This is a genomic window from Arthrobacter sp. RT-1 (assembly GCF_003367205.1).
Classification (GTDB): domain Bacteria; phylum Actinomycetota; class Actinomycetes; order Actinomycetales; family Micrococcaceae; genus Arthrobacter.
Genome location: NZ_QRGQ01000050.1, coordinates 145,685 through 168,848, shown reverse-complemented (window position 1 = coordinate 168,848; position 23,164 = coordinate 145,685). Strand labels below are relative to the sequence as shown.

21 protein-coding genes are annotated in these 23,164 nt (G+C 62.2%); 9 read left to right on the top strand and 12 right to left on the bottom strand.

Annotation, left to right across the window (positions count from 1 at the left end; all coding sequences use genetic code 11):
- The first annotated feature begins 55 nt into the window (after positions 1-55).
- The 8 genes from DXK94_RS21060 (at position 56) to DXK94_RS21025 (ending at position 9,649) form a co-directional block, all read left to right on the top strand.
- Positions 56-967 (top strand): glycosyltransferase family 2 protein, encoded by a 912-nt coding sequence (locus tag DXK94_RS21060; protein ID WP_115526436.1) that lies wholly within the window; start codon positions 56-58, stop codon positions 965-967.
- Between the two features lie 37 nt (positions 968-1,004).
- On the top strand, positions 1,005-2,096 hold the full coding sequence (locus DXK94_RS21055) for a glycosyltransferase (protein WP_115526435.1): 1,092 nt from the start codon (positions 1,005-1,007) through the stop codon (positions 2,094-2,096).
- Positions 2,093-2,848, top strand: coding sequence for a WecB/TagA/CpsF family glycosyltransferase (locus DXK94_RS21050; RefSeq protein WP_115526434.1), 756 nt, complete (start codon positions 2,093-2,095; stop codon positions 2,846-2,848). Before DXK94_RS21055 ends, DXK94_RS21050 begins: the two co-directional genes overlap by 4 nt.
- A complete protein-coding gene (locus DXK94_RS21045; RefSeq protein WP_115526433.1) occupies positions 2,845-3,987 on the top strand; it encodes a glycosyltransferase family 4 protein in 1,143 nt (380 codons plus the stop codon). The genes DXK94_RS21050 and DXK94_RS21045 overlap by 4 nt, the downstream gene beginning before the upstream one ends.
- A gap of 84 nt (positions 3,988-4,071) precedes the next feature.
- A complete protein-coding gene (locus DXK94_RS21040) occupies positions 4,072-5,463 on the top strand; it encodes a polysaccharide biosynthesis tyrosine autokinase (protein ID WP_258868663.1) in 1,392 nt (463 codons plus the stop codon).
- Between the two features lie 297 nt (positions 5,464-5,760).
- Entirely contained in the window at positions 5,761-6,999 is a 1,239-nt protein-coding gene (pdhA, locus tag DXK94_RS21035; protein WP_115526431.1) for a pyruvate dehydrogenase (acetyl-transferring) E1 component subunit alpha, read from the top strand.
- Complete coding sequence (locus DXK94_RS21030) at positions 6,996-8,108, top strand: alpha-ketoacid dehydrogenase subunit beta (RefSeq protein WP_115526430.1); 1,113 nt, start codon at positions 6,996-6,998, stop codon at positions 8,106-8,108. The genes pdhA and DXK94_RS21030 overlap by 4 nt, the downstream gene beginning before the upstream one ends.
- 2 nt (positions 8,109-8,110) lie before the next feature.
- On the top strand, positions 8,111-9,649 hold the full coding sequence (locus tag DXK94_RS21025) for a dihydrolipoamide acetyltransferase family protein (protein WP_115526429.1): 1,539 nt from the start codon (positions 8,111-8,113) through the stop codon (positions 9,647-9,649).
- 277 nt (positions 9,650-9,926) lie between these two features.
- Here DXK94_RS21025 and DXK94_RS21020 read toward each other — a convergent pair whose 3' ends face one another.
- The 11 genes from DXK94_RS21020 to DXK94_RS20970 all read right to left on the bottom strand — a co-directional run bounded on the left by DXK94_RS21020 (position 9,927) and on the right by DXK94_RS20970 (position 21,177).
- Complete coding sequence (locus DXK94_RS21020; protein ID WP_181884900.1) at positions 9,927-10,154, bottom strand: hypothetical protein; 228 nt, start codon at positions 10,152-10,154, stop codon at positions 9,927-9,929.
- A 97-nt stretch (positions 10,155-10,251) separates the two neighbouring features.
- The gene (locus tag DXK94_RS21015; protein WP_258868657.1) at positions 10,252-11,349 is read right to left on the bottom strand and encodes a 1-phosphofructokinase family hexose kinase; all 1,098 of its coding nucleotides are present in this window, start codon (positions 11,347-11,349) and stop codon (positions 10,252-10,254) included.
- A gap of 40 nt (positions 11,350-11,389) precedes the next feature.
- Positions 11,390-12,877 carry a benzaldehyde dehydrogenase gene (locus DXK94_RS21010; RefSeq protein ID WP_115526428.1) on the bottom strand — a complete coding sequence of 496 codons (1,488 nt, stop codon included), beginning with the start codon at positions 12,875-12,877 and terminating at the stop codon, positions 11,390-11,392.
- A 35-nt stretch (positions 12,878-12,912) separates the two neighbouring features.
- Positions 12,913-13,794: a sugar phosphate isomerase/epimerase gene (locus DXK94_RS21005; protein ID WP_115526427.1), complete on the bottom strand. Its 882-nt coding sequence runs from the start codon at positions 13,792-13,794 to the stop codon at positions 12,913-12,915.
- Positions 13,795-13,802: 8 nt separating this feature from the next.
- Positions 13,803-14,585: an SDR family NAD(P)-dependent oxidoreductase gene (locus tag DXK94_RS21000; RefSeq protein ID WP_115526426.1), complete on the bottom strand. Its 783-nt coding sequence runs from the start codon at positions 14,583-14,585 to the stop codon at positions 13,803-13,805.
- A 77-nt stretch (positions 14,586-14,662) separates the two neighbouring features.
- A complete protein-coding gene (locus tag DXK94_RS20995; RefSeq protein ID WP_115526425.1) occupies positions 14,663-15,634 on the bottom strand; it encodes a sugar ABC transporter substrate-binding protein in 972 nt (323 codons plus the stop codon).
- 70 nt (positions 15,635-15,704) lie between these two features.
- A complete protein-coding gene (locus DXK94_RS20990; RefSeq protein ID WP_115526424.1) occupies positions 15,705-16,694 on the bottom strand; it encodes an ABC transporter permease in 990 nt (329 codons plus the stop codon).
- 1 nt (position 16,695) lies between these two features.
- On the bottom strand, positions 16,696-18,231 hold the full coding sequence (locus DXK94_RS20985) for a sugar ABC transporter ATP-binding protein (protein WP_115526423.1): 1,536 nt from the start codon (positions 18,229-18,231) through the stop codon (positions 16,696-16,698).
- Positions 18,228-19,298, bottom strand: coding sequence for a zinc-binding dehydrogenase (locus DXK94_RS20980; protein ID WP_115526422.1), 1,071 nt, complete (start codon positions 19,296-19,298; stop codon positions 18,228-18,230). The genes DXK94_RS20985 and DXK94_RS20980 overlap by 4 nt, the downstream gene beginning before the upstream one ends.
- A gap of 35 nt (positions 19,299-19,333) precedes the next feature.
- Entirely contained in the window at positions 19,334-20,299 is a 966-nt protein-coding gene (locus tag DXK94_RS20975) for a transketolase family protein (RefSeq protein ID WP_115526421.1), read from the bottom strand.
- Positions 20,299-21,177, bottom strand: coding sequence for a transketolase (locus DXK94_RS20970; protein ID WP_115526420.1), 879 nt, complete (start codon positions 21,175-21,177; stop codon positions 20,299-20,301). Before DXK94_RS20970 ends, DXK94_RS20975 begins: the two co-directional genes overlap by 1 nt.
- Positions 21,178-21,462: 285 nt before the next feature.
- Between DXK94_RS20970 and DXK94_RS20965 the strand changes: the two genes are divergently transcribed.
- The gene (locus DXK94_RS20965; RefSeq protein ID WP_115526419.1) at positions 21,463-21,981 is read left to right on the top strand and encodes a MarR family winged helix-turn-helix transcriptional regulator; all 519 of its coding nucleotides are present in this window, start codon (positions 21,463-21,465) and stop codon (positions 21,979-21,981) included.
- Between the two features lie 252 nt (positions 21,982-22,233).
- On the opposite strand, the gene DXK94_RS20960 is transcribed toward DXK94_RS20965, so the two are convergent.
- Complete coding sequence (locus DXK94_RS20960; RefSeq protein WP_258868656.1) at positions 22,234-23,148, bottom strand: TM2 domain-containing protein; 915 nt, start codon at positions 23,146-23,148, stop codon at positions 22,234-22,236.
- Positions 23,149-23,164 lie beyond the last annotated feature (16 nt).

The window sequence follows — 23,164 nt, the reverse complement described above, 5'->3', positions numbered from 1 at the left end:
CTGCAGCCCTTGAAAAGGAACTGTCCAGGATCGTTACCTAATTACAGTCAGGGAAATGATGGTATCAATTACCGTGCTGACGCCGTCCTTCAATTACGGCCAATACCTCCACGTTGCTCTGAATTCGGTTACATTGCCTGGTTGTCCAGTCGAGCATGTGGTGATGGATGCAGAGTCCACAGACGGCACCTCAGAAGTTTTGGCTGCCAGCGCTCAATCGGTCATCTGGCGAAGTCAGCCCGATTCCGGCCAATCTGATGCCCTGAACAAGGCCCTGAAGCTAAGTTCAGGAGATGTCATCGGATGGCTTAACGCGGACGACTTCTATCTGCCGAGCACCTTGCAGCTGGTCATGAAACACTTTAAGGAGGATCCAGCACTCGATGTACTCTACGGCGACACGGTTCTGGTGGACGCCGATGGCAGAATTCTCAGGCTGCTGAAGGCTTATCGACGCCCTGGCAAAGTGATCGAATGGCGAGGCCCCGTCTTTCTTAGTACCGCCACCTTTTACCGACGAAAGGTTTTGGGTGAAGATCCTTTTGATGTCCGGATGAAGATGCTGATGGACTGGGACATTTTCCTTACGCTTGTGAAGAACGACGCCCTGAAGTTCAAATATCTACCCGTGCCGTTGGCCGCTTTCCGCATGCACGAACTGCAGGTTACGCATAACCGGTCCGGGTACAAGTCCCCAGAGCATTCCCTCCTGCGTCAAAAACACCACATTGATGAGCGCCTTGTTCCGCTCACCCGTCGTCTGGGGGTGGCTCTCCACAGAGCCAACAAGCTTGCACGGGGAGCTTGGTTGCCGGAACTCCTGGTGGCACACCGGCTGCGGGGCAGAAGCTTGTTGACCTCGGCTGGGCAGGTGGATGTAACGACCGCGAAGGACTTGATGAAAACAGCACATCAGGCACCCTTTCAACGCCTGCTTTCAACATTGCAAGGTGGCCAAACCATATGACGCCGCTCGCCTATTCGACTCGTGCCGGGACAGTCAAATGAGGATCCTGCATTATTACCGCGTGATGACGAAGGCATCCGGTGTCACCAGCGCAATCGGCAAGTGGCAGCAAGCACTGTTGGATGCCGGAATCGAGAGTCTTGTACTGCACAACGCACCCGCCGACACCTGGCAACTCCCCAGCCGGCAGGTCCGCCACGTGGGTTATGGACGGCACGGCGAGGTTCCTTTATTGGCCAAGCACCTCCTGCCGGGCGACTTCCTGGTCATCCACGAAGGTTGGACGACTTCCAACATTGTCGCCGCGCTCACTGCCAAACAGGTTGGCGTGCCGTATTTGATCATGCCACATGGGGTTTACCAACCGCAGATTATCCGCGATCTCAAACCGCCGCTAAGGCTCCGGATGGCGGCCGAACGGCAATACCTGCGCAACGCGGCAGCAGTGCATACATTTTTTGACACGGAAAACATCTTGGCGAATGATGCGGCAGGACAAGCACTTCGATACATCACAGTCCCCACTGGTATGGAGGTTGGAGAGTCCGCCTGGACGGCCGGCGGTTCGTACCTCGCCTGGTACGGCAGATACAGCGTTCGGCACAAAGGGATTGATCGAATGCTGCAGGCCTATGCCCTAATAAGGCCAGAGCGCCGGCTGCCACTGCGGCTGCACGGCTTCGAATACCACAATGGCCGCGCTGAGGTTCTCGAACTTGTCAGGAAATTGGGAATCGCGGATGACGTATCCGTCGGCGGTCCTGTATCCGGCAAGGAGAAGACTGAGTTCCTGAAGGAGTCGGCCGGATTTGTCTTTCCATCCCGCTGGGAAAGCCACAGCATTGCGCTACTGGAAGCTTTGTCCCTCGGTCTGCCCGTGGTGGTGGGCGAAACTCTTCACAATTCCGGCCAGTTGAAGGAAGCCGGAGCAGCTGTAGTCATTGACTTCGACGACCTGCACTGCGCTGCAGCGGCTATGGCAGATCTCCCAGGGCAAGCGTCAATTGGAAGCCGCGGGAGGGAATACGTGCAGAATCAGCTGAATTGGTCCACCGTAATGAGGGAGTACCTGGCGCAATTGGCCACGCTTGCCGACGGACATGTTCCCCCTCCGAAACCTACGTCATGACCGCCTCAGGAGTACAAACCATAGGCCATGTGGACCTTCTGGCCACCACAACCGAAAAGGCCGCCCACCATCTGATCCAGTTGGCACTAAGCGGACACTCCCACGCCTCACACGTACATCTGGTCAATGCCTACACTGTCGCGCTGGCAGAGAACGAACCACTATACCGGCAGGCGCTATCCGGGACTGCCTTAAATCTTCCCGACGGGAAACCGGTGGCCTGGGCTTCCGCTTTACGACGCCAAAAACCCCATCTCACTCAAGTACGCGGACCTACGCTCTTCGTGGATGTCTTCCGGCTGGGCGCACCCCTGGGACTGAAGCACTACCTGCTTGGGAGTACACCGGAGGTTCTCGCCCAGTTGGTTAGGGAACTTGAACGACGTTACCCCAACGTCAAAATCGTGGGCGCGGAAAGCCCGCCATTTCGGCCCCTAACGCAGGACGAGTTGAACCGGCAGGATGCACGGATTAGCGACAGCGGCGCCCATATTGTCTGGGTTGGGCTGGGGACGCCGAAACAGGACTTTGAGGTTGAGCGCCTGGCGTCCAATGTGACCGCTCTTCCCATCGCTATAGGAGCCGCCTTTGATTTCATCGCGGGGAGCAAAACAGAAGCTCCTGCCTGGATGATACGGATGGGGCTGGAATGGGTCTTCCGCCTCGCCACAGAGCCCAGGAGACTGTGGCGGCGATACTTGCTGGGAAATCTCCTCTTTATCCGGGCTGCGACACGAAGGCCGGATAAATGAAGATTTCGATTGTTCACAGCTTTTACTCCGGCGACGCTCCAAGCGGAGAAAATGTCGTGGTCCAGCACCAGGTGCAGCGACTCCTGGACGTCGGTCACGACGTCCAGGTGGTCAGTGTAAGAACAGACGACCTTAGTCACCGGTCGTCCTACAAGTTCGAAACAGCGTGGAACGTGGCAACCGCTGGGGGCGTGAGCCCTGTCGCCGAGCTTAGGAAATTCGCGCCCGACGTCGTCCATATCCATAATTTGTTCCCGAACTATTCAACCCGTTGGCTGGCTGCTTGGCCCGGGCCCGTTGTTTCCACCGTCCACAACTTTCGCGCCGCTTGCGCCAACGGGATGCTTCTGCGCAACGGTTCGCCGTGCACGTTGTGCCCCGATAAATCTCCGGTGAACGCGGTGGTGCATGCCTGCTACCGCGGCTCGAGGCTGGCCACCATCCCCTTGGCCATCAGGAACCGCCGGGGTGTGGCAGGCGACGCAGTGATAGCCCGGAGTGACCGCATCATTTATCCGGCGGAACACGTGCGCGAGCAGTACGAAAGAATGGGCGCACCGGTGCCGAAAGGGACGGTAATACCCCACTTCACACTGCCGGCAGGACCCCTGCCACCGCACTTTGCAGTTCCCGGGCCTGAAGCCCCGTGGCTCTACATAGGGCGCCTCTCAGAGGAGAAAGGGATTCTGCCCTTGCTGGACTACTGGCCCGCAGACAAGCAACTGGTGATTCACGGCAGCGGCACCCTCCAGGACACGGTCATGGATCGCTGCCGCAGGAACATCCGCTACGGCGGCTTAGTGCGGCATGAGGACATTAGGGCCCTCATCCAATCTTCGCGTGGGGTGGTCATACCGTCGCTCTGGCTTGAAATTGGTCCCCTGACCTACGCGGAGGCCCTGTCCTGTTCCCGACCCGTCATCGCAAAAAGTGGTAACGGGGCTGCCTTCGACATCGAAAAAGCCGGAACCGGGGGCGTTTTCGAAACCTTCGAAGGGCTGCCGCAGGCAATTAGGACGGTTGAAGCGGACTGGCCGGGCTTCAGTGCCCGAGCGAACGTCCGGTACGCGGAAATGTATTCTCCACAAACGTGGACGCGAAAGATGGTCGGCTGCTACGAGTCCGTGGCTGGACAGTAGCCGATGCAGGGCAGAACACGGATTATAGAAGGCCACCCGTATTGGGTGGCTCCTGCAGCATAACCAAGTGGGGAGTTATCAGTGATGATGCAAGACTTCACGACCATGATCCGGCGCCGGTGGTTGCTTATTGTCGCCTGCACTGCTCTCGGAATCACGGCCGCCGTCGCCACACTGGCGGCCATACCACCCACCTATACTGCAGAAACCCAGGTGCTTGTGTCGCTCAACAACGCCCGCACGCCCGCGGAGCTTGAGCAGGGGAACAACTTCATCCAGGCCCGGACCCGATCCTACGTCGTGGCGGCCCGCTCACCATTGGTTCTCGATTCTGTTATTGATGAACTGGGTTTGCCTGAGAACGCACAGAGCTTGGCCAGAAAGATAGATGCAACCGCGGAGCTGAATACGGTGGTGATCACCATCTCCGTCAAAGATGCTTCGGCAGTTCGAGCAACCAGGATCGCCGAGTCGTTGGTGCGTAACTTCATCCGCAGCATTGAAGACGTGGAGAGTACTCCGGATCGCTCCGCGTCACTCATCAAGCTTTCCTTGATTTCCCCCGCGACGGAGCCAACCAGTCCGTCTGCTCCAAACAGCGCTGTCGTTCTGACTGTTGGAACACTGTTGGGGCTTGGTCTCGGTCTTGCCGTGACGTTGGCCCTGACCCGGCTGAATTTTCGTATACGGGATGTGCGGGAATTGGGCTGGCTCACCCGACTGCCGATCCTCGGCACACTTGTCTTTGACACTGCAACTCCAACGAGGCACCGGGAACGCTCACCTCTGCACTTCTCCCGCTCGGAGTCATACCGGGCAATCCGTAACACAATCCTGGCCTCGAGCGGCCCGGCCGCAAAGCGAACGATGCTTGTTACATCGTCCATTCCTGACGAAGGGAAAAGCGCCGTCGCCCTGGACCTTGCGGACTCGCTTTCCCAGGTGGGCGAGAAGGTCATTCTGGTTGACGCCAACTTCAGGTGCGCCAGCCTCACTGATTATCTCGGGCTGACCCCCGCACCGGGACTATCGGACATCCTCAACCGGAGACTGGAGGTAGGGGACGCCCTTCATAAGCACGGGACTCATGACGTGCACGTCCTCACGGCAGGCACGAGCGTGCCCGACCCAGCAGAAGTGATTGATTCCCCTGCCTTGGGTGAGCTCATACAGGACCTTCGTCACAACTATGACACTGTAATCCTGGACGCTTCACCGCTTTCCACCGACGCAGACGCAGCTGTCCTCTCAAGACATGTTGATGGGGTCATCCTCGTGGTGCGCCTGGGCACGTCTTCGTCGCGTCAACTGAAACAGGCGCTCCTCCTACTTGAGTCCTCGAGGAGCAACGTACTGGGAATCATCGTGAATTCATTCCCACGGAAAAGAGGACTCGATAAAGAGACCCTTCAGGGAATGCACTCGTCCTTCCGACCTACCGAGCCAGTGCGGCAACGAAGCGGGCGCATCATTTGACAATGTTCCCCGGATTTACGAACGGACGGTGATGCGGGACGTACACCTCCAGGCCGAGCGGACGACAGTCATGGGGTTGGGCCGCGCCCAGGAGTGACGACCGCCGGGATACCATCCGCAGCAGTGGCTGGTCTAACCGGCAAGACATTGATGGGCCGTATTCCGAGTCACACTGACAATTCGTCTTCCAGCAGAGGCGGAACCGGCCAGCTTCTCCACGATTCCCGCAGATGCTGGATACGAAACCTTCCCGGGGCCAATACTGGGAGTAAATAGTGGCTTTCGAAGGATGGACCAATGACGATCTCCGCAGACCACACCGCACCGGACACGGCCAACGCCAACCAGGCTGGGAATCCGCCGGCCGAGGACGCCCTCACCGAGGCCGTCAAGAAGTTCGGGATCACGGTGGAGGACTATATGCTCCCGGCCCGGCATCAGATCCAGATGGTGGACCCGGACGGGCGGCTCAAGCCCGAAGGTGAGCAGGGCACCGAACCCGGCCACGAGTACCCTTTGCCCGGCGATGCTGAACTGCTGGCAGCGTACGAGCAGCTCGTCGTCGGGCGCCGCGTCAACGACCAGAACTCGGCACTGGTCCGGCAGGGCCGCATGGCGGTGTACCCGTCCAGCCACGGGCAGGAGGCCTGCCAGGTGGCGGCCGCCCTGTGCCTGTCCGGCGGCGACTGGATGTTCCCCACCTACCGTGACGCCGTCGCCGTGATGGCGCGCGGCGTGGATCCCGTCCAGGTGATGACCATCTTCCGCGGCGACTGGCACGGCGGCTTCAACCCCCTCGAGCACAAGGTGGGCATCCAGTGCACGCCGCTGACCACCCAGCTGCTCCACGCCGTCGGCGTTGCCCACGCGGCCAAGCTCCGCGGCGAGGACACCGTGGTGCTGGCCATGTGCGGCGACGGCGCCACCAGCGAAGGCGACTTCCACGAGGCCCTGAACTTCGCGGCCGTCTTCCACCTGCCGGTGATCTTCTTTGTCCAGAACAACAAGTACGCCATCTCGGTGCCGCTGGCACACCAGTCCGTGGCGCCGTCGCTCGCGCACAAGGCCGTGGGCTACGGCATGGCGGGCGAACGCGTGGACGGCAACGACGTCGTCGCGCTCCTCGCCGTCCTGGACCGGGCCGTGAAACTGGCCCGGGAAGGTTCCGGGCCCCTGCTGGTTGAGGCGCACACCTACCGGATGCAGGCCCACACCAACGCCGACGACGACACGCGCTACCGGGAGAGCGCTGAAGTTGCGGAGTGGCGGGCCAAGGACCCGGTGCACCGGATGCGGACCTACCTCACCGACCGCGGTCTGCTGGACGACGACGGCGAGGCACGGATCCGCGAGAAGGCGGAAGCGGTGGCCACGCAGCTGCGTGACGGCCTCAGCGAGGACGTGCCGGTGGACCCGCAGGACCTCTTCCGCCACGTCTTCGCTGCGCCGACCCCGCAATTGAAGGAACAGTCCGCCCTGCTCGCCGACGAACTCGCCCGCGACGCCGCATCATCTACCAAGGAGGCCGCCAAGTGAGCCCCACAGTCACCACCTCGTCCGAGGCCAACGGCAACGTTTCTGCCGCAACTGCCCGTGCCGCGGCTTCCGCCGCCGCTTCAGCGGAAGCCGCCGGGCCGCAGCCGGTCACTCTTGCCAAGGCTCTTAACACTGCCCTGGCCGACGCGATGCACGCCGATCCCTCCGTCCTGGTGTTCGGCGAGGACGTGGGCATGCTGGGCGGGGTCTTCCGGATCACCGACGGGCTCACCGCGACGTTCGGCGAGCAGCGATGCTTTGATACTCCGCTGGCCGAGTCCGGCATTGTGGGCATGGCCGTGGGCATGGCCATCAACGGGATGCGCCCGGTGATTGAGATGCAGTTCGACGCGTTCGCGTACCCGGCGTTCGAGCAGATCGTCAGCCACGTGGCCAAGATGCACAACCGTACCAAGGGGGCGGTGAAGCTGCCGCTGGTGATCCGGGTGCCGTACGGTGGCGGCATCGGGGGAGTGGAGCACCACTGCGACTCCTCCGAGTCCTACTACGCCCACACCGCCGGGCTGAAAGTGTTCACCCCGGCCACCGTGGCGGACGGGTACCGGATGCTCCGCGAGGCCATCGACTCGGATGATCCCGTGATGTTTATGGAGCCCAAGAAGCTGTACTGGTCCAAGGACCTGGTGGACCTGTCCGAGCTTCGGTCTGCCCACTCTGCCGCTGCTTCGGCGGGGCAATCCTCGGAGGGGCGTGCCGCCGTCGCGCGTTCCGGCACCGACGCGACCCTGATCGCGTACGGGCCGTCCGTCCCCACGGCGCTCGCCGCCGCCGAGGCCGCCGCGCTGGAGGGGCGCTCGCTGGAGGTCATCGACGTGCGCACCATTGTCCCGTTCGACGACGTGACGGTCTGCGAGTCGGTCCGGAAGACCGGCCGCGCCGTGGTGATCGCGGAAGCGCACGGCTTCGCGTCCGTGTCCTCCGAGATCGTGGCCAGGGTGCAGGAGCGCTGCTTCCACTACCTGGCCGCGCCGATCCGCCGCGTGACGGGGTTCGATATTCCGTATCCGGCGCCGAAGCTTGAGAAGTATTACCTGCCCGGCGTGGACCGGATCCTCGACGCCGTTGACGACCTGCAGTGGGAGAACTGACCATGAGTGAAGCACGCGTGTTTTTGTTGCCGGACCTGGGTGAGGGGCTGACCGAAGCGGAGCTGGTGTCCTGGCACGTTTCGGTTGGTGACACTATTACCGTGGACCAGCCGATCGCGGAGGTGGAGACGGCGAAGTCCACTGTTGAGGTGCCGTCGCCGTATGCCGGAGTTGTTGCGGAGCTGCACGGGCAGCCGGGGGAGACCCTGGACGTGGGGAAGCCGCTGATCTCGGTGACGCCCTTGGCTGAGCTGGGCAACGCCGCAGATGATGCCGCCCCCGCCCCTGCGCCGGACGGCAATGCTGCAAGCAGCATGCCGTCCGGCTCCGACAGGCCCGATGCCACTCCCGGGGCGGCATCATCCGCGTCGGCAGTTGCTGAGGCGGAAGCCGAGACCTACCGGGAAGAGGAGAAAGCGGGATCGGGGAATGTCTTGATTGGGTACGGAACCCCGGGCGGTCATGGTGTTGCCCGACGCACCCGGGCGCCCAAGTCATCAGTTGCGGTGGTTGAGCCTGTCGAAACCAAGGAAACCAAAGAGGACGACCTTTCCCTCCTGCGCACCCGCGTCCCCGGCAAGCTCGGCGCGGTGATTTCCCCGCTGGTCCGGCGGATGGCGCGGGAGCACGGCGTCGACCTCGGCGAAATCCCCGGCTCCGGCGACGGCGGACTGATCATGCGCAAGGACGTCGAAGCGGCCATCCACCCGGCGGTGGTTGAGCCGAGCCCGGTGGTTGAGCCTGGGGCCACGACCGCAGGGTTCCCTGGCCGAGCTAGCGAGGTTAGGGAGCGGGTGGGGAGCGAAACCAAGGGCAGCACAGACGCCCGCACCGGCCTGGCCGTCTCCTCGCGCACACCGGTTCGAGGAGTACGCAAAGCCGTGGCTGCCAACATGTCCCGCAGCCGCTCGGAAATCCCCGAGGCAACTGTGTGGGTAGACGTCGACGCTACTGCCCTCGTTGAGCTTCGCAAGGAACTCAAAGCCGGCGGCTCCGAAGTCCCCGGCTTGCTCGCGTTCATTGCCCGCTTTGTCACCGCTGGGCTCAAGAAGTACCCGGAGCTGAACACGCGCATCGAGACGGCACAGGACGGGTCGCAGGAGATCGTCGGTTTCGACGGAATCAACCTCGGCATCGCCGCCCAGACGGACCGGGGACTCGTGGTGCCGTCGGTCCGCTCCGCCGAAAAGCTCAGTGCTCGCGAACTGGACGCCGAGATCCGCCGACTGACCGACGTCGCCCGCCAGGGCAAGGCAACTCCCACCGAACTGGGCAGCGGTACGTTCACGCTGAACAACTACGGAGTGTTCGGCGTGGACGGCTCGGCGGCGATCATCAACCACCCCGAGGTGGCCATCCTGGGCGTGGGCCGCATCATCGACAAACCGTGGGTGGTGAACGGCGAGCTGGCCGTCCGCAAGGTCACCGAGCTGACGCTGACCTTCGACCACCGCGTCTGCGACGGTGGGACTGCCGCCGGCTTCCTCCGCTTCGTGGCCGACGCCATCGAAAACCCGACCACCCTCCTCGCCGACATTTAACCCGCAATGCGCCTCGATCCTGACGTCTAAACCCTGACGTCATTCTCGATGCACATACGCACCGCCGACGCGCAAAGAGGCTGGCGCTACCCGAATAAGGGGAGCGTCAGCTTTTTTGCGCGTCGAGATCAAAATTGCGTGTCGCCCGGCCGGTCCTGAAAGGTGAGCCCCAGGGCAATGGCGCATGCCGCCATCGTATGAGCTTCGTGCCGGCGGGCCCTGCTGCGCCTTCACGCTTGCAACACGGTGCACTGTGCACTGCCGCGGTCAGGCCACCTCAATCGTTACTACTGCCCGGCTTGGGATGGTCTGCGTACCAGCCTGTGAACCGTCTTGGTGCAACAACCCGGGAAACGCAGCAACATATTTTTGCGGCAGAGTTCTTTTGGCGTTGGCTGTAGAACCCGCGGTGGTCGAGGGCGCCGTCGAGTTGCAGGACGCGCACCTCGTAGAGGCCACATTCCCCCTTGCGGCAGTCGAGCAATTTGTTGATGGTCGAACTCATGGACTGGACGGTAGTCATCGCATATTTCCTCCGTTTAGGGGCATCCCGTCGCCAATGACGGGGGGCGGCCCCGGTTTGTTTTCTGGATGCTACTGGCTCAGGTGAGCTGGCGGTCCCGCTCAGGTGACGTTATCTGGACACCGCGGGGGTTCGTGATGATGTGCGGAAGTATGGTGGTCGCTTGCTGCACCGCCAGGGCTCCCCATGAGACGGCGCGCCGCAACGCATCATGAGGCCACCCCGGCACGTGGCTGTCACGACGGGCGACGCTGAGGTAGCCCGCCAGCGCAGCATCGCCCGCACCCGTCGTGTTGACCACCTGCGCATGGGGCCCGTGTGCCCAAAAGGTTCCCCGGCCGCTGACTTCAAGAATCCCATCCGGTCCAAGGCTGGCCAGGACCGTCTCGACTCCGCGCGCCCTTATGAGCGTGGCTGCCTCGACTGCGTCCTGCAGTGACCGCACACTCATCCCGGCCAGGCTGGCCAGTTCCTCGGCATTGGGCTTCACCAGATTGGGTTGGCATTCTTTGGACCAGCCTGCCACAGCGCCGCCAACGGGAGTGTCCAGGCAGATGGCGACCCCAAGGGAACGCACCGCGTGGAGAAGAGGCCGTATGTCGACCGGCTGCCCGGTAGCCGTGTTGATGGGCAAGGCACCGCCGAGGACAAACCAGTCCGCGCCGATCCTTTCGATTTCGGCCGTAGCTGCCTCACATAACCGCGTCCACTGGACCGGAGCCAGGGGGGCCGGGAGCGCATTGATGTTCGTTGTCGTGCCCGATTCGTCGACAAGGATCACATTTGTTCGTACCGGCTGCTCCACTTCCACCCGACACATCACCAGCCCAAGCCCATCGTCGGCATCGCTTGTGGAGGTTCCGTTGTTGCCCGCCGGGAGCACGGCAGACACTGCGTTCCCGGCCAAGTGAAGGCTCCTGGCTACGTTGACACCGTTTCCGGCAAGATAGGTGGTTACGCTCTTGGCCCTGTTGACATGGCCTTCCCGGACGCGTTCAAGGAAGTACACCCTGTCAATTGAGGGTGCGGGTGTCAGGGTGACCACCCGGGGGTAAGCCTGGACGTGCGGGCCGGAACTACGGGAGCCTGCCGCTCCGCTTCCGCTGTCCGGCTCCGCGCGTGTTGTTCCAAAGCTGCCCCCCACGATGTGCCCCGGCAGGGGCATGGTCGCAGTCATGTCTTATCCCTCTCGGCGTTGCGGTCCAGGGATGAGCCCGTCACAGCGGGTAGGACCCAGGCTCCCGGCGCATGGTGATCCAGCGCGTCTCGGTGAACGCATCGATGCTCGCCTGCGCCCCACCGTGGCGGGAACCGGTGCCTGAAGCGCCGACGCCTCCGAAGGGTGTATTCGCTTCATCGTTGACCGTCTGGTCGTTGATGTGCACGATGCCCGTCGGGATGCGGCGCGCCATTTCGAGCGCCGCCATCGCATCAGCCGTCACGATGCCCAGCGAAAGCCCGAAGTCGGTGTCGGCGGCAAGTTCAACGGCCTCGTCGTCCGAGGAGAACGGCACTACCGAGGCGACCGGGCCGAAAACTTCGTCGCAATAGGCGGCTACGTCATGGGGTGGATTGGCCAGAACGGTCGGCCGGTAGAACAGTTCCTCGTAAGTGCCTCCCGCACGAAGAACAGCCCCCTGTGCAACAGCATCCTGAACCAACGCGTGCACACGGTCCCGCTGCACTTCGTCGATCAGCGGACCGAGGTGCGCCGGTCCGGCGGCCGGATCTCCGACGTGCATAGTTTCCGCCTTTGCCGCCAGTTTGGAAACGTACTCCTCGAACAGGGACTCATGCACGAGGTGGCGCCCCACTGTCATGCAGATCTGTCCCTGGTGCAGGAAGGACCCCCAAGTGGCGAGGTTGACGGCTTTGTCCACGTCGGCATCGTGGCGTACAACGAACGCTGAATTGCCTCCGAGTTCGAGGTGGGCGCGGGTGAGGTGCCTGCCGGCCAGCTCGCCAACAATACGCCCGGCGCGCGTGGAACCGGTGAAGGCGATGACGCGGACGCGAGGATCCGCGACCATAGACTCACCGACGTCGGCGCCGCCGGGGATGAGTTGAAGCAGGCCCGGAGGCAGTCCGGCTTCCTCAAAGATGCGCACCATGGATACCCCGCCGGTGATGATCGTGCGGGGGTCCGGTTTCAGCAACACGGCATTGCCCAGCGCAAGTGCCGGCGCGACAGCGCGGATGCCGAGGATCAGTGGAACGTTGAAGGGCGAGATCACGCCTACGACGCCTACTGGAACCTGCTCGGTGAGGGAGAGGCGGGGCTGCTCGCTCGAAAGGACTGCACCCCGCGGTGCGGAGGGAAGAGCAGAAGCTTCATAGCACTCAGCAGCAGTGACGTGGAGGGCGAATGCCGCCAGTGGGGGAATGGCCCCGACCTCGCGTATGTTCCAACCCGCGATCTCCTCGGTGTGCTCCTCCCACAACTGTCCGGCCCGCCGCAGCACAGCGGCGCGGACAGGATGGGGTGTGGCCGCCCACTCCTTCTGTGCCATTGCGGCTCCCTCCGCGGCCAGTGCCACATCCTCTGGACCGGCAAGGCCAACCATCGCGAGGGTGTTCCCGGTGGCGGGCTCGATTGAGGCAATTTCGCCTGCAGCGCCCGTGACCCACTTGCCGTCGATGTAGATCTTGCCCGCGAAAGTTGCCTCGTCAATGAGGCTGCCACGGGTTTCCAAGGTCGTAGTCATGTTCCTGCCTTTCGGTGTATTCGTTTGGTTGTTGTTCAGACGCGGGCGGCGCTCTTCGCCGCCCAGCCCGTGTCGATTGTGGCGGCTGCATCCGCGGAGAGGGCTGCAGCGCGTTGGTAGGGGCTCCGCCAGATGGAGAGCATGTCGGACGCCGGGAGGCCGAGGGTGGAGCGCGAGAACGCCTCGATGCCCCACCTTCCCTCGTAGCCGTCTTCCAGGGCCTGGCAGACGACGCCGGCTATGTCCACCGCACCTGAGGACAATAGACCTCGTCCGGACTGGCCCAACTCGAGGTAGCCGAGCCGGGGCATAGCTGTACGGATTGCCGCAGACGCGTCGGCTTCTTCGATGGCCATGTGAAAGGTGTCCAAATGGATCCAAAGGTGCTCGGAGCCGCTTGCGGCGACGTATTCCATTGCCTGGGCGGCAGTGTTGACCACGGAGGTTTCGTAGCGGTTTAGGACTTCGAAGGTCATGAGTACACCGCGACCGTGAGCCTCGTCGGCGATGGTTCCCACCTCAGCCGCCGACCTTTCGAAGACATCACGCCCAGTGGGGCCAGTCGGATGGCCGAAAATGCCGTAGGGCACCCCGTTCATCTGGTCTGCACCGAGGGCGACGGTCAGATCCAGCGTCCTCCGAAGGAGGGCGGCTCCGGCTTGCCGCACGTCTACATGTGGTGAGGAGACGTCCGCATCAGGGCTCTGGCCTACCATGGTGATCGGAGCCAAGCCACGGCCCGCCAGGAGCCCACGGAGTGCTGGCACGTCAACGTCGTCCGGGTTCAGTGGCGGCAAAACAACCCGCCGGTAGCCGGCGGCGGCCATTGCATCCAGTGCCGCGGGCAGCTGCTTCGAGGAAAGACCGGGCGCGAAGATGTTCAGGTGACAGGCCACATCCAGATCGGCGTACATCATCCGTCTCCCTAGAACGTGGGCAGATCGAGACGCTGTTTAAAGCTGGAGTATCCGTCGTCGACGTGCACCACGGTTCCGTTGATCGCGTTGGCTTCGTCGGACGCGAGGAAAGCGACGACATCGGCAATCTCGTCGGGTTCGGTCAGAACGCCGCGCATCTGCTCGGTTGCGAACGTACGCCTCAACTCATCGCTGAACTGGTTAATGATCGGGGTTCCGACCCTTCCAGGGGTGATTGCCACCGAACGTACCCCGTATTCGGCGAGCTCGTATGCCGCCGAACGGGTGAAGGAGATGACGGCGGCCTTCGCAGCGCTGTACGAGAAGGACAGCTCTGCGGCCTGCTCGCCGTAGATCGATGAGGTGTTGATGATGACCCCGCCCCTGCCCTGGTCACGGAACTGGCGGCCCGCTGCGAGGATGCCGTGGTAGACGCCGTCCTGGTCGATGCGGATCATGGGCGCGTAATCGCGCGACGGGTCGTGGTCGAGCAGCGGCCTGCCGCCTGCAATGCCCGCGTTGTTGAAGATAATGTCGAGTCCGCCGAACAGTTCCACGGCACGGGCAACAGTGGCTTCAACCTCGGAGAACTGCGACACGTCTAGTTGTGCCGCCGCGGCGGCACCCTCGAACCCGGCTGCCGTTACCTCGGCCACGACCTTTTCCGCCTGTTCCATATTGAGGTCGGCGACCAACACCCGGGCGCCCTCGCGGACGAACTTGTGTACGGTGGCCCGGCCGATGCCGCTGGCTCCGCCGGTGATGATGGCTACTTTGCCTTCCAAACGCATGATTGTTCTCTCTCTGATTGCTGGTGGTTTGCCTGTGCAGTGCCCGGGGCCGGCTTTACCAGCCCCGGGCGAACGTGTCAGTCGGTCGGCTTGATGTCGTTGACGTTGGTGCGGTCAACCAGGGTGACGTCGGTCTCGATGAAGTTCTTGGCCGGTTTGGCGCCCGTTTTCTCGTAGGCCGTCATGTCATCCATGACCAGGTTGAGAACCAGCGGCCAGTCCTGCACCACCGTCGCGTAGAAGGGGCCGTTCTTTTTAATCTCCGCGAGGGCGATGCCTACCGCGTCGACGCCGGTTACGGGGGTGTCCTGGCGGCCTGCCTCGTTGAGGGCTTGCACGGCGCCCAGTGCGGCGTGGTCAAAACCCACCCATACGCCGTCAAGCCCGTCCGGGTTGGCCTGGAGGTAGTCGGTGACGAATTTCAGCGCTTCTTCCTGCGACGTTCCGGGGTTCAGGATCTGCTTGATTTCGCCGCCGGCAATGTTCGCGCCGGCAGACTTTAGAAGGTCTTCCGCCATGTGGCTGCGGGTCATGATTCCGACGTGCGGGTCGTGACCGATGACCATGACATTCTTGCCCTTCAGGCTTCCCATGGCCTTCTCGAGGGAACCCACGGTGAGGTCGGCTATTTGTTGCTGATTCGTCGTCGCGTCAACTACGAAGTCGTCGTTGGGCTCTACGCCGCCGTCAATGGAAAAGATGGGAATGTCCGCGGCCTTCGCGGCGTTTGCCAGCGGTGCAATTTGGCGGGGGTCCGGGAATCCGGCGAAAATTGCGTCCACGCCTTGGGTTATTGCGCCCGTGACATCGGTGTTGATCTTGTCGTAGTCGAATTCGCTTGTATACAGTCGTACGTCCCAGCCGCGCTCCTTGCCCTTTTGGACGAAGGCGTCGACTGTGGATTTGCCAACGGGGGTGCCATAGCCGGCGGTGAAGGCGGCCACGGTGAACGTGTCCGAATCTCCTGCGGCCGGACCGGAACAGCCGGAAAGTGCCATTGCCGAAGCCATCGCCAGTCCGGCGAGGGCAGTCATTGTCTTACGCATCATCTACTCCTTTGTTTGAATGCGTGGTTGGATCAGGGCGGTAGTTGTCGTGCTGGTTGGTGATGCTGCTGCGCTACGCGTCACGGGCTTTGAGCGCTGAGAGGGTGACGGCCGCGATGATGATGAGCCCGGTGAGTACTTGCTGGATGTAGGTGTTCACGCCGATGATGTTCAGGCCGTTGCTCATGACTCCGATGATGCCGACGCCCACGAGGGTGCCGCCGACATTCGCTTGTCCGGATTTCAGGATGGTCATGCCCAGGAAGACGGCCGCTACTGCAAGCATCATGTAGTTGTTCGCGCTTGCCGAGCTCGCGCTGCCCAGGCGGCTGACCAGGATGATGCCGCCGATCGCGGACGCCAGACCGGCGATGACGAAGGCCAGGAAGCGGGTCCACTGCACGTTCACGCCGGAAAGCCTTGCAACCTCAGCGTTGCCGCCTACGGCATACCACCGGCGGCCCAGGGTGGTGAACCGCAGGACCAGCCACAAAATGAGGCCCACAGCCACCGCAAAGAAGATGGGGAGAGGGATTCCAAGTGGCCTGCCCTGGCCGATGACAAAGAAGTCTTCCGGCATTCCGTAGAGCGTCGTTCCACTGGTGACGAGGAAGGCCAAGCCGCCCACCGTCGTCATCGTTGCCAGGGTGGCCACGAATGCGGAGAGCTTGAGGAAGGCGACGAGGAAACCGTTCACCATGCCCACGAGGATTCCGACACACAGCCCCGCGATGATTGCCAGGGGAACCGGGGTTCCTCCGATCATTAAAGCTGCTGCTGTTGCGCCTGAAAGCGTGGCGTTCGTGCCCACTGAGAGGTCGAAGTCGCCAACAACCATCACGGTGGTTTGTCCCACGGCGATGATCGTGAGAATGGCGATCTGCTCGAAGATGTTCCGCACGTTACCGAAGCTGAGGAACACTTCCGGCCGCATCAACGTGAAAAAAGCGATGAGCAGGATCAGGGCGACAACGGTGCCGCCCTGCCGGAAGAGCTGAAAGAGGGGGTTTTGCTCGCGTGTGGGCAAAGCTGTCGCCGGCGAGAGCGTGTCGGTTTTGGTCATGTCAGTCGACCCTTCCGTAGCAGTAGGAGAGGAGTAGTTCGTCGTCGGCGCTGGCGGCCGGCACTTCACCGGAAATCCGGCCCTCGTGCATGATGATGATGCGGTCGGACATTCCGATGAGCTCGGGCAGCTCTGAGCTGACGGCTACGACGGTGGTGCCGCCGGCAACCAACTCGCGGATGAGGCGGTAGATTTCGGCTTTGGTGCCCACATCGATGCCGCGGGTTGGCTCGTCCATCAAGAGCACCTTGGGTTTGCGGGCGAGCATCTTGGCCAGCACCACTTTCTGCTGATTGCCGCCGGAGAGCTGACCGACGGCCTGGCCCGGTCCGCGGGCCTTAATCCTCAGGTCGGTGAGCCCCTGCCGGGAGAGGTTTGAGATCTTTCGGCCGGATACCCAACCCAGCGAGCTCACCGCCTTGAGGTTGGCGATCGCAATGTTGTCCCGGATAGGAGCGCTCAGGATGACGCCCTGGCTGCGTCGTTCCTCGGGGACGAGGGCTATTCCGGCTTCCAGGGCTTGCCCGACGCCGAAGGCGCGCGGCAGGAGTTGGCCGGCGACTTCGATCGTTCCCGAGGAGTGCTTTTGGGCGCCGGCGAGAAGCCGCAGCAGCTCGCTGCGGCCGGAACCGGCCAAACCCCCGATGCCGAGGACCTCTCCGGCGCGTGCCTGAAAGGAAACGTCTTTGACCCGGCGCCCGTTCAGGCCCTCGACGGAGAGGACCACCTGGTCGGTCGCGGTGCTGCGCTCCGGGAAGAGCTCACCCGCCGGACGGCCAACCATTGTGGAAATGACCTCGTTGACGGTGGTCTCAACGACTGGTTTGGTAATGATGGTCTCGCCGTTGCGCATGACGGTGAGGCGGTCGCACAGTTCGAAAACCTCCTCGAGGCGGTGCGAAACGTAGACAATGGCGACTCCTTCGGCACGCAGGGCCCGGAGCACCGCGAAAAGGTCGGTTATTTCAAGATCAGTGAGCGCCGCTGTGGGTTCGTCCAAAATCAGCACCCGGGCGTCGGTCGCCAGCGCACGGGCGACGGCCACCATGGTCTGCTGGACCGGTGAGAGGCTGCCTGCGAGCTTGCCAAGGGGTATGCGCTGATTCAACCGGTCGAGCTGCTCCTTGGCGCGGTTCCGAAGGGCACGCCAGTTGACTACGCCGCCCCGGCTTGGTGTCTGCTCACCGAGCAGGATGTTCTCCGCCACGCTGATCGTGGGTACGATCGAGAGCTCCTGGTAGAGGGCTACGACGCCTTCTTTGTGGGCATCCCGGACGTTTCCGAACTCAAGCTCTTCTCCGTTGCGGAGGATCTGCCCGGAGTCAGGGGTGTACAACCCTGTCAGGATCTTGATGAGTGTCGATTTGCCCGCACCATTTTCGCCAAGCAACGCGTGAATCTCACCCGGCCGGACGGAGAGGCGGACGCCATTGAGAGCGTGCACGCCGTCAAAGCGTTTGACGATGTTTCGCGCCTCCAGGGCAGCTGCAGGCTCCAGTAGGGCCGTCTCGGTCTGAGGCGGATTCAGGATGGTCATGACGCCTGTCCTCCATCATCAATGGGGTTGCACCGGATGACTACTTTCGCGTGTTTGCCGCTAACGTGCATGGCGAAGGCGGCCTCTGCGTCGTCGAGGTCAAAAACCATCCTGGTCAGCTCGTCCACCTCGAGATACGGCAGGATCTGCAGCGCCCGCGGGAATGCGTACGGGGACACGAAGACCCCGGTCAGGGTAAGTTCCTTGAGATAGAGGTGCTTCGAGAGGTTAAGGGGCATCTCGAAGTCGTGCGGATACATCGCGCCGTAGACGACGGTTGCCCCCTTGGCAGCGATGTCGAGGAGGCCGCGCACGGCGCGGGCCGATCCGGATGCGTCAATGACCACATCGAACCCCCGGCCACCAGTGATCTTGTCCGTGCGCTGGTATTGGTCTTCGCTGACCGGGTCGATCACGACGTCGGCACCGTGGCGGAGCGCCGCCTCCCGCCTCTCCGCGATGGGTTCAATGAGGGTCAGCGAAGTGGCGCCGTTCATTTTCAGTACTTGCAGGGCGAGTTGTCCGATGGGACCACCGCCGCAGATGGCAACGCGGTCGCCGACCTTGATATTGGTCTTGTCGGCAATCCGTACTGCAACGGAGGCGGGTTCAAGCAAGCAGCCCTTCAATAAGGAAACATTCTCAGGCAGCTTGTAGACCTGTGACTCATGCCAGGTGACTGTCTCGGCCATGCCGGGCCGGTTGTACTCCTGAATGTGCTCGCAGAACTGCTGTTGCCCGCCACGGCAGGGTGTGCAGGTACCGCAGAACCGCAGGAAGTTGCCAGCGACCCTGTCGCCGACGTTAAGTCCGTTGCGATGCGCCCTCTCTCCCAGGGCCTCGATCACCCCGGATAGCTCATGACCGAGCCCAATCGGCACATCCGTGCCAAAGAAGCCTTCCGCGAGGTGGGGATCTGAGCCGCAGATGGCCGAATATGCGACTCGGATCCTGACATCCTCAGGTCCCAGTGGCGGCTCCGGGAAGTCGACGAGACCGATTCGGCCGCGGACCTGCTCGTCGGGATCGCGGAGGCTCCCTATTTTGGTGACAGCTACTGTTTTCATAAGTCTCTCCGTTGAGCGCGTAACCGGTTCTTTGATCAGGGCTGCGCGGCGATAACGCGCCTGGTGGCGGCGATCGTCGCCTCAAGTCCGTAGCCGTGTTTGTTGCGTAGCTCCTCGTCGTCCCCGAAACCCGCGTAGACCTGTGGGATTCCGAGCCGCTCGAAGGCAGAAAGGTGGATGTTCCGGTCGGCGACGACGTCGGCTACCCGCGTGGCGAGACCACCGTACGAGAGGTGATCCTCCACGATGACGAACCTGCCGCCGGTTTCCGCGGCGCATTGCACGATAAGTTCCTCGTCGATCGGCTTGAGCGTAAACATGTCAACGACCCGTACTGAACGGCCGTCCTTTGCCAGTTCTTCCGCTGCGTCCAGGGCCTGCGAGACGACGGTCCCGTGGGTGAAGATTGTGGCCTCTGTGCCTTCGCGGGCGATAATTCCCTTGCCGATGCGCACATCGTGCTGGCCGGGCTCGTAGAGAACCTTGTCCTTCTTGCCCACGGCAAGCCGGATGTAGATCGGCCCCTGCATCGTCATCGACTGGCGGATAATTTCACCGACCATCAGCGGGTCGCCTATGGAGGTAACGGTCATGTTGGTGAGGGCGCACATCAGGGCGAGGTCCTCGACGGCGTAGTGGGTTGAGCCCCCGTTGCCGACCAGCCCTCCATGCGTACCAATGATCTTTACGGGGAGGTTGGGGTAGCAGATGTCGCTACGGACTTGCTCAAGAGCGCGCATGCTGAGGAAGGGGAGCATGCCTGAGACGACCGGGATGTTCCCGTCATAAGCAAGGCCTGCGGCGATTCCGACGCATGCCTGTTCGGCGAGGCCAACATCGAGAAAGCGTTCCGGGAACTTGTCGCGGAATTCAACCAGTGTGGCTCCGATGTCGGGCGTGAGCACCCAAAGGTTGTTGTAGTCGTCACCGAGTTCGGCAAGGGTTGACCCGATGACGGATCGTGCGGAGAGCATCTCTCCGAAGGTGAATGTGACGGGCATCAGACTGACTCCTTTTCGCGGGATGCTTCAAGCGCTGCAAGGGCGCGGTCCAGGTCTGCAGCTCCAAGGGAGCCGGCGTGCCAGGCAAGGTTGCGCTCCATGAAATCGACGCCTTTGCCTTTGACGGTCTCGCAAATGACGACGGTAGGTCGGTTGCTGTCGCTCGCAGGCAGGGCGTCCAGCGCGTCGACCAGTTCCGCCATGTTGTGCCCGTCGATGGTGACCACGTTCCAACCGAAAGCTGCCCACTTGTCCGGGTAGGGCTCAAAGACCACACGTTCCTCCGCGAAACTCGTCATCAGCTGACGGTTCCGATCGACGAACGCAACAAGATTGCCAAGTTTGTTGCTGCGGGCAGCCATTGCTGCCTCCCAGACGGATCCTTCACCGGTCTCCCCGTCACCGAGCAGGCAGAAGACTCGGTGCGGTTCACTGCGGCCGCGAGCACTCATGGCCATTCCGACGGCCAGGGGCAGGCCGTGTCCGAGAGACCCGGTGGAGCACTCCACACCAGGCAGCTGCACTTTGCACGGGTGCATGCCGTACGCGGAATCAAGTTGGCCGTAGGTCTCCACAATTCCTTCGTAGGAAAAGAACCCCCGCATTGCCATTGCTATGTACATGCAGACAGCCGCGTGGCCCTTGCTCAGAACGAAACGGTCCCGCCCAGGGTTGCCGATGTCCGCGGGGTCGACGTGCAGCCCATAGTGGTAGAGCGCTGTAAAAATATCCGCGGAGGACAGGTCACCCCCGATATGCACGGCACCCTCGTACGTGCCGCACAAATGCAACAGCTTCGACCTCAGCTCAAAAGCGAGGTCCTCCAATTCCTTGACGGTATGCGGGCTTTCACCCCGCCGCAGCGTTAACTGGCTCATCTCATGCCTCCTCATTGAATGACACGGATGCCGATGTACCGCCTTCTCGTGGCGTTTTCATCGACTCGATCGTGGTCAGTGAGCCGCTTTTCCGGCTCCAACGTGATGAGACTAACAAAGTGTGGTTTACCTGTAAACAAGTACACCGTTAAACTTGTTACTGTTGCCTGGCAGTGGATTCCCGCATGGCGGGTTCACGACATAATCGTTTGACAGGCACTAGGACGGGGAACCCTGCGTGAGACAATCCATCACTACCGGCCCTTACTCGGCAGAAGGAGGGTCATGACCACCGAAAAGGATGAACGGCCGCGTTCACTCGCTCCACCCGAAGCCGTCACGGATCCGCTTGAGGTGTCCATAGATCCGGAGAACTTTACGCCAAGGCTTCTTCACCTGCTCTCCAACTCCCTTGTGTGGCGGGAGTCCCATGAGATGCGGCGGAACTTCGGGCTTGGCACCAACGATTGGCGGGTCATCTCGGCCCTAGCGAGCCGCCCCGGCGCATCCGCAACGGAGGTGACGGAATTCCTTGGGCTCAATAAGGCGGTCGTCTCCAAGAGTGTGAATACTCTGCTCAAGCGTGACCTCCTTTTGATGATCGATGGGCCTCGCGGCTCGAGGCCCATGTATCTGACCAAGGCGGGAGCGGAGATGCACGATGCCATGCTGCCCATCTCGATGCGGGGACAGGAGATTATCCTGGCCGACCTCTCAGACAGCGATGTCGACCGGCTCAATCACTTGCTGCGCCGCATGCTCGAGAAAGCCCGGGACTTGCAGACTTTCGAGAACGGGGCATAGCTCTGCCCCGGGACTACGTGCCTCTAACCGCTGCCGTCGTTTTGGACGTGTGCAAGTTATTTCGATACGCAAAGAGGCTGGCGCTACCCGGATAAGGGGAGCGCCAGCCTCTTCGCTCGGCGAGATCAAAAGTGCGTGTCGCCCGGCCACTGCGGAAGGTGAGCCCTAAGGCAACGGCGCGTGACGCCCTCGCACTGAAGTAAAAACCCGCGGCCGCAGGCCGCGGGTTTCGGCAAACTCAACCACCGCCGATTACTGGGTAGTCAGGGTGAACGTGGCTGCCTTGTCGCCAAAGTCGTCGGTGACCACGATGGTGGTGGGGCCCTTCTTGACGTCGAACACCACCACGCCCTGGCGTGCATCGCCGGCGGCGACTTCCTCGGTGGGCAGGCCGTCAAGCCCGTCCTCCAGGTAAATTCCTTCGCCCTCGTTGCCGTCGGCGTCGTAGGCCTCGAAGTTTGAGGAGCTGGCCAGGCTGGTTCCGGTCAGCGTCTCCCAGGAGACATTGATGGCGAGGAAGCCTCCGTTTGCCGGCTTCATGTAAGACATCCCGGGAATCTCCTGAGTGTAGATGGCGTCGATGACGCCCACCTTCACGGTGTTCCCATCGGAGACGGTGACGGTGAAGGAGGTGTCATCACCGGCGGTAACGGAGGGCTGTGATGCCGCTTCGCTGACCTGGGGATCGGCGGCCTGGGTGACCTCGGGTGAGGATTTTCGCAGCTCCTCCAAGGCGCTGTTGGCCAGGGCAAAGGACATCACGGTGTACAGGATGCCGACAACCATCCCGACGAGCCAGACGGCGGCGGTGATGATCCAGGCCGTCTTCTTGTTCTCCGGGTAACCCTCCAGCGGCAACCCGTTCTTGTCCCGCATGTTCCAGGTCAGGATGATGATCAGGTCGATGATGGACCAGATGCCAAAGCCGCCCATGGTCAGCAGCTTGGCGATACCGGTGCCGATCTTGCCGAGGTAGAAGCGGTCCACACCAAGGCCGCCCAGCAGGAGGGAGAGGAGCCAGGTAACCACGAAGGACTTCCCCGGGGCGGTGGCATAAGGAGGGTGTCCATAGGCGCCCGGCTGGTATCCGCCCTGTTGTCCTCCCTGGTACGGTCCGCCAAAGCTGGCAGGTGCGGTGGGGATGGGTGGAGCTGAGTTTTCATTCACCCGTTGAACGTACTGG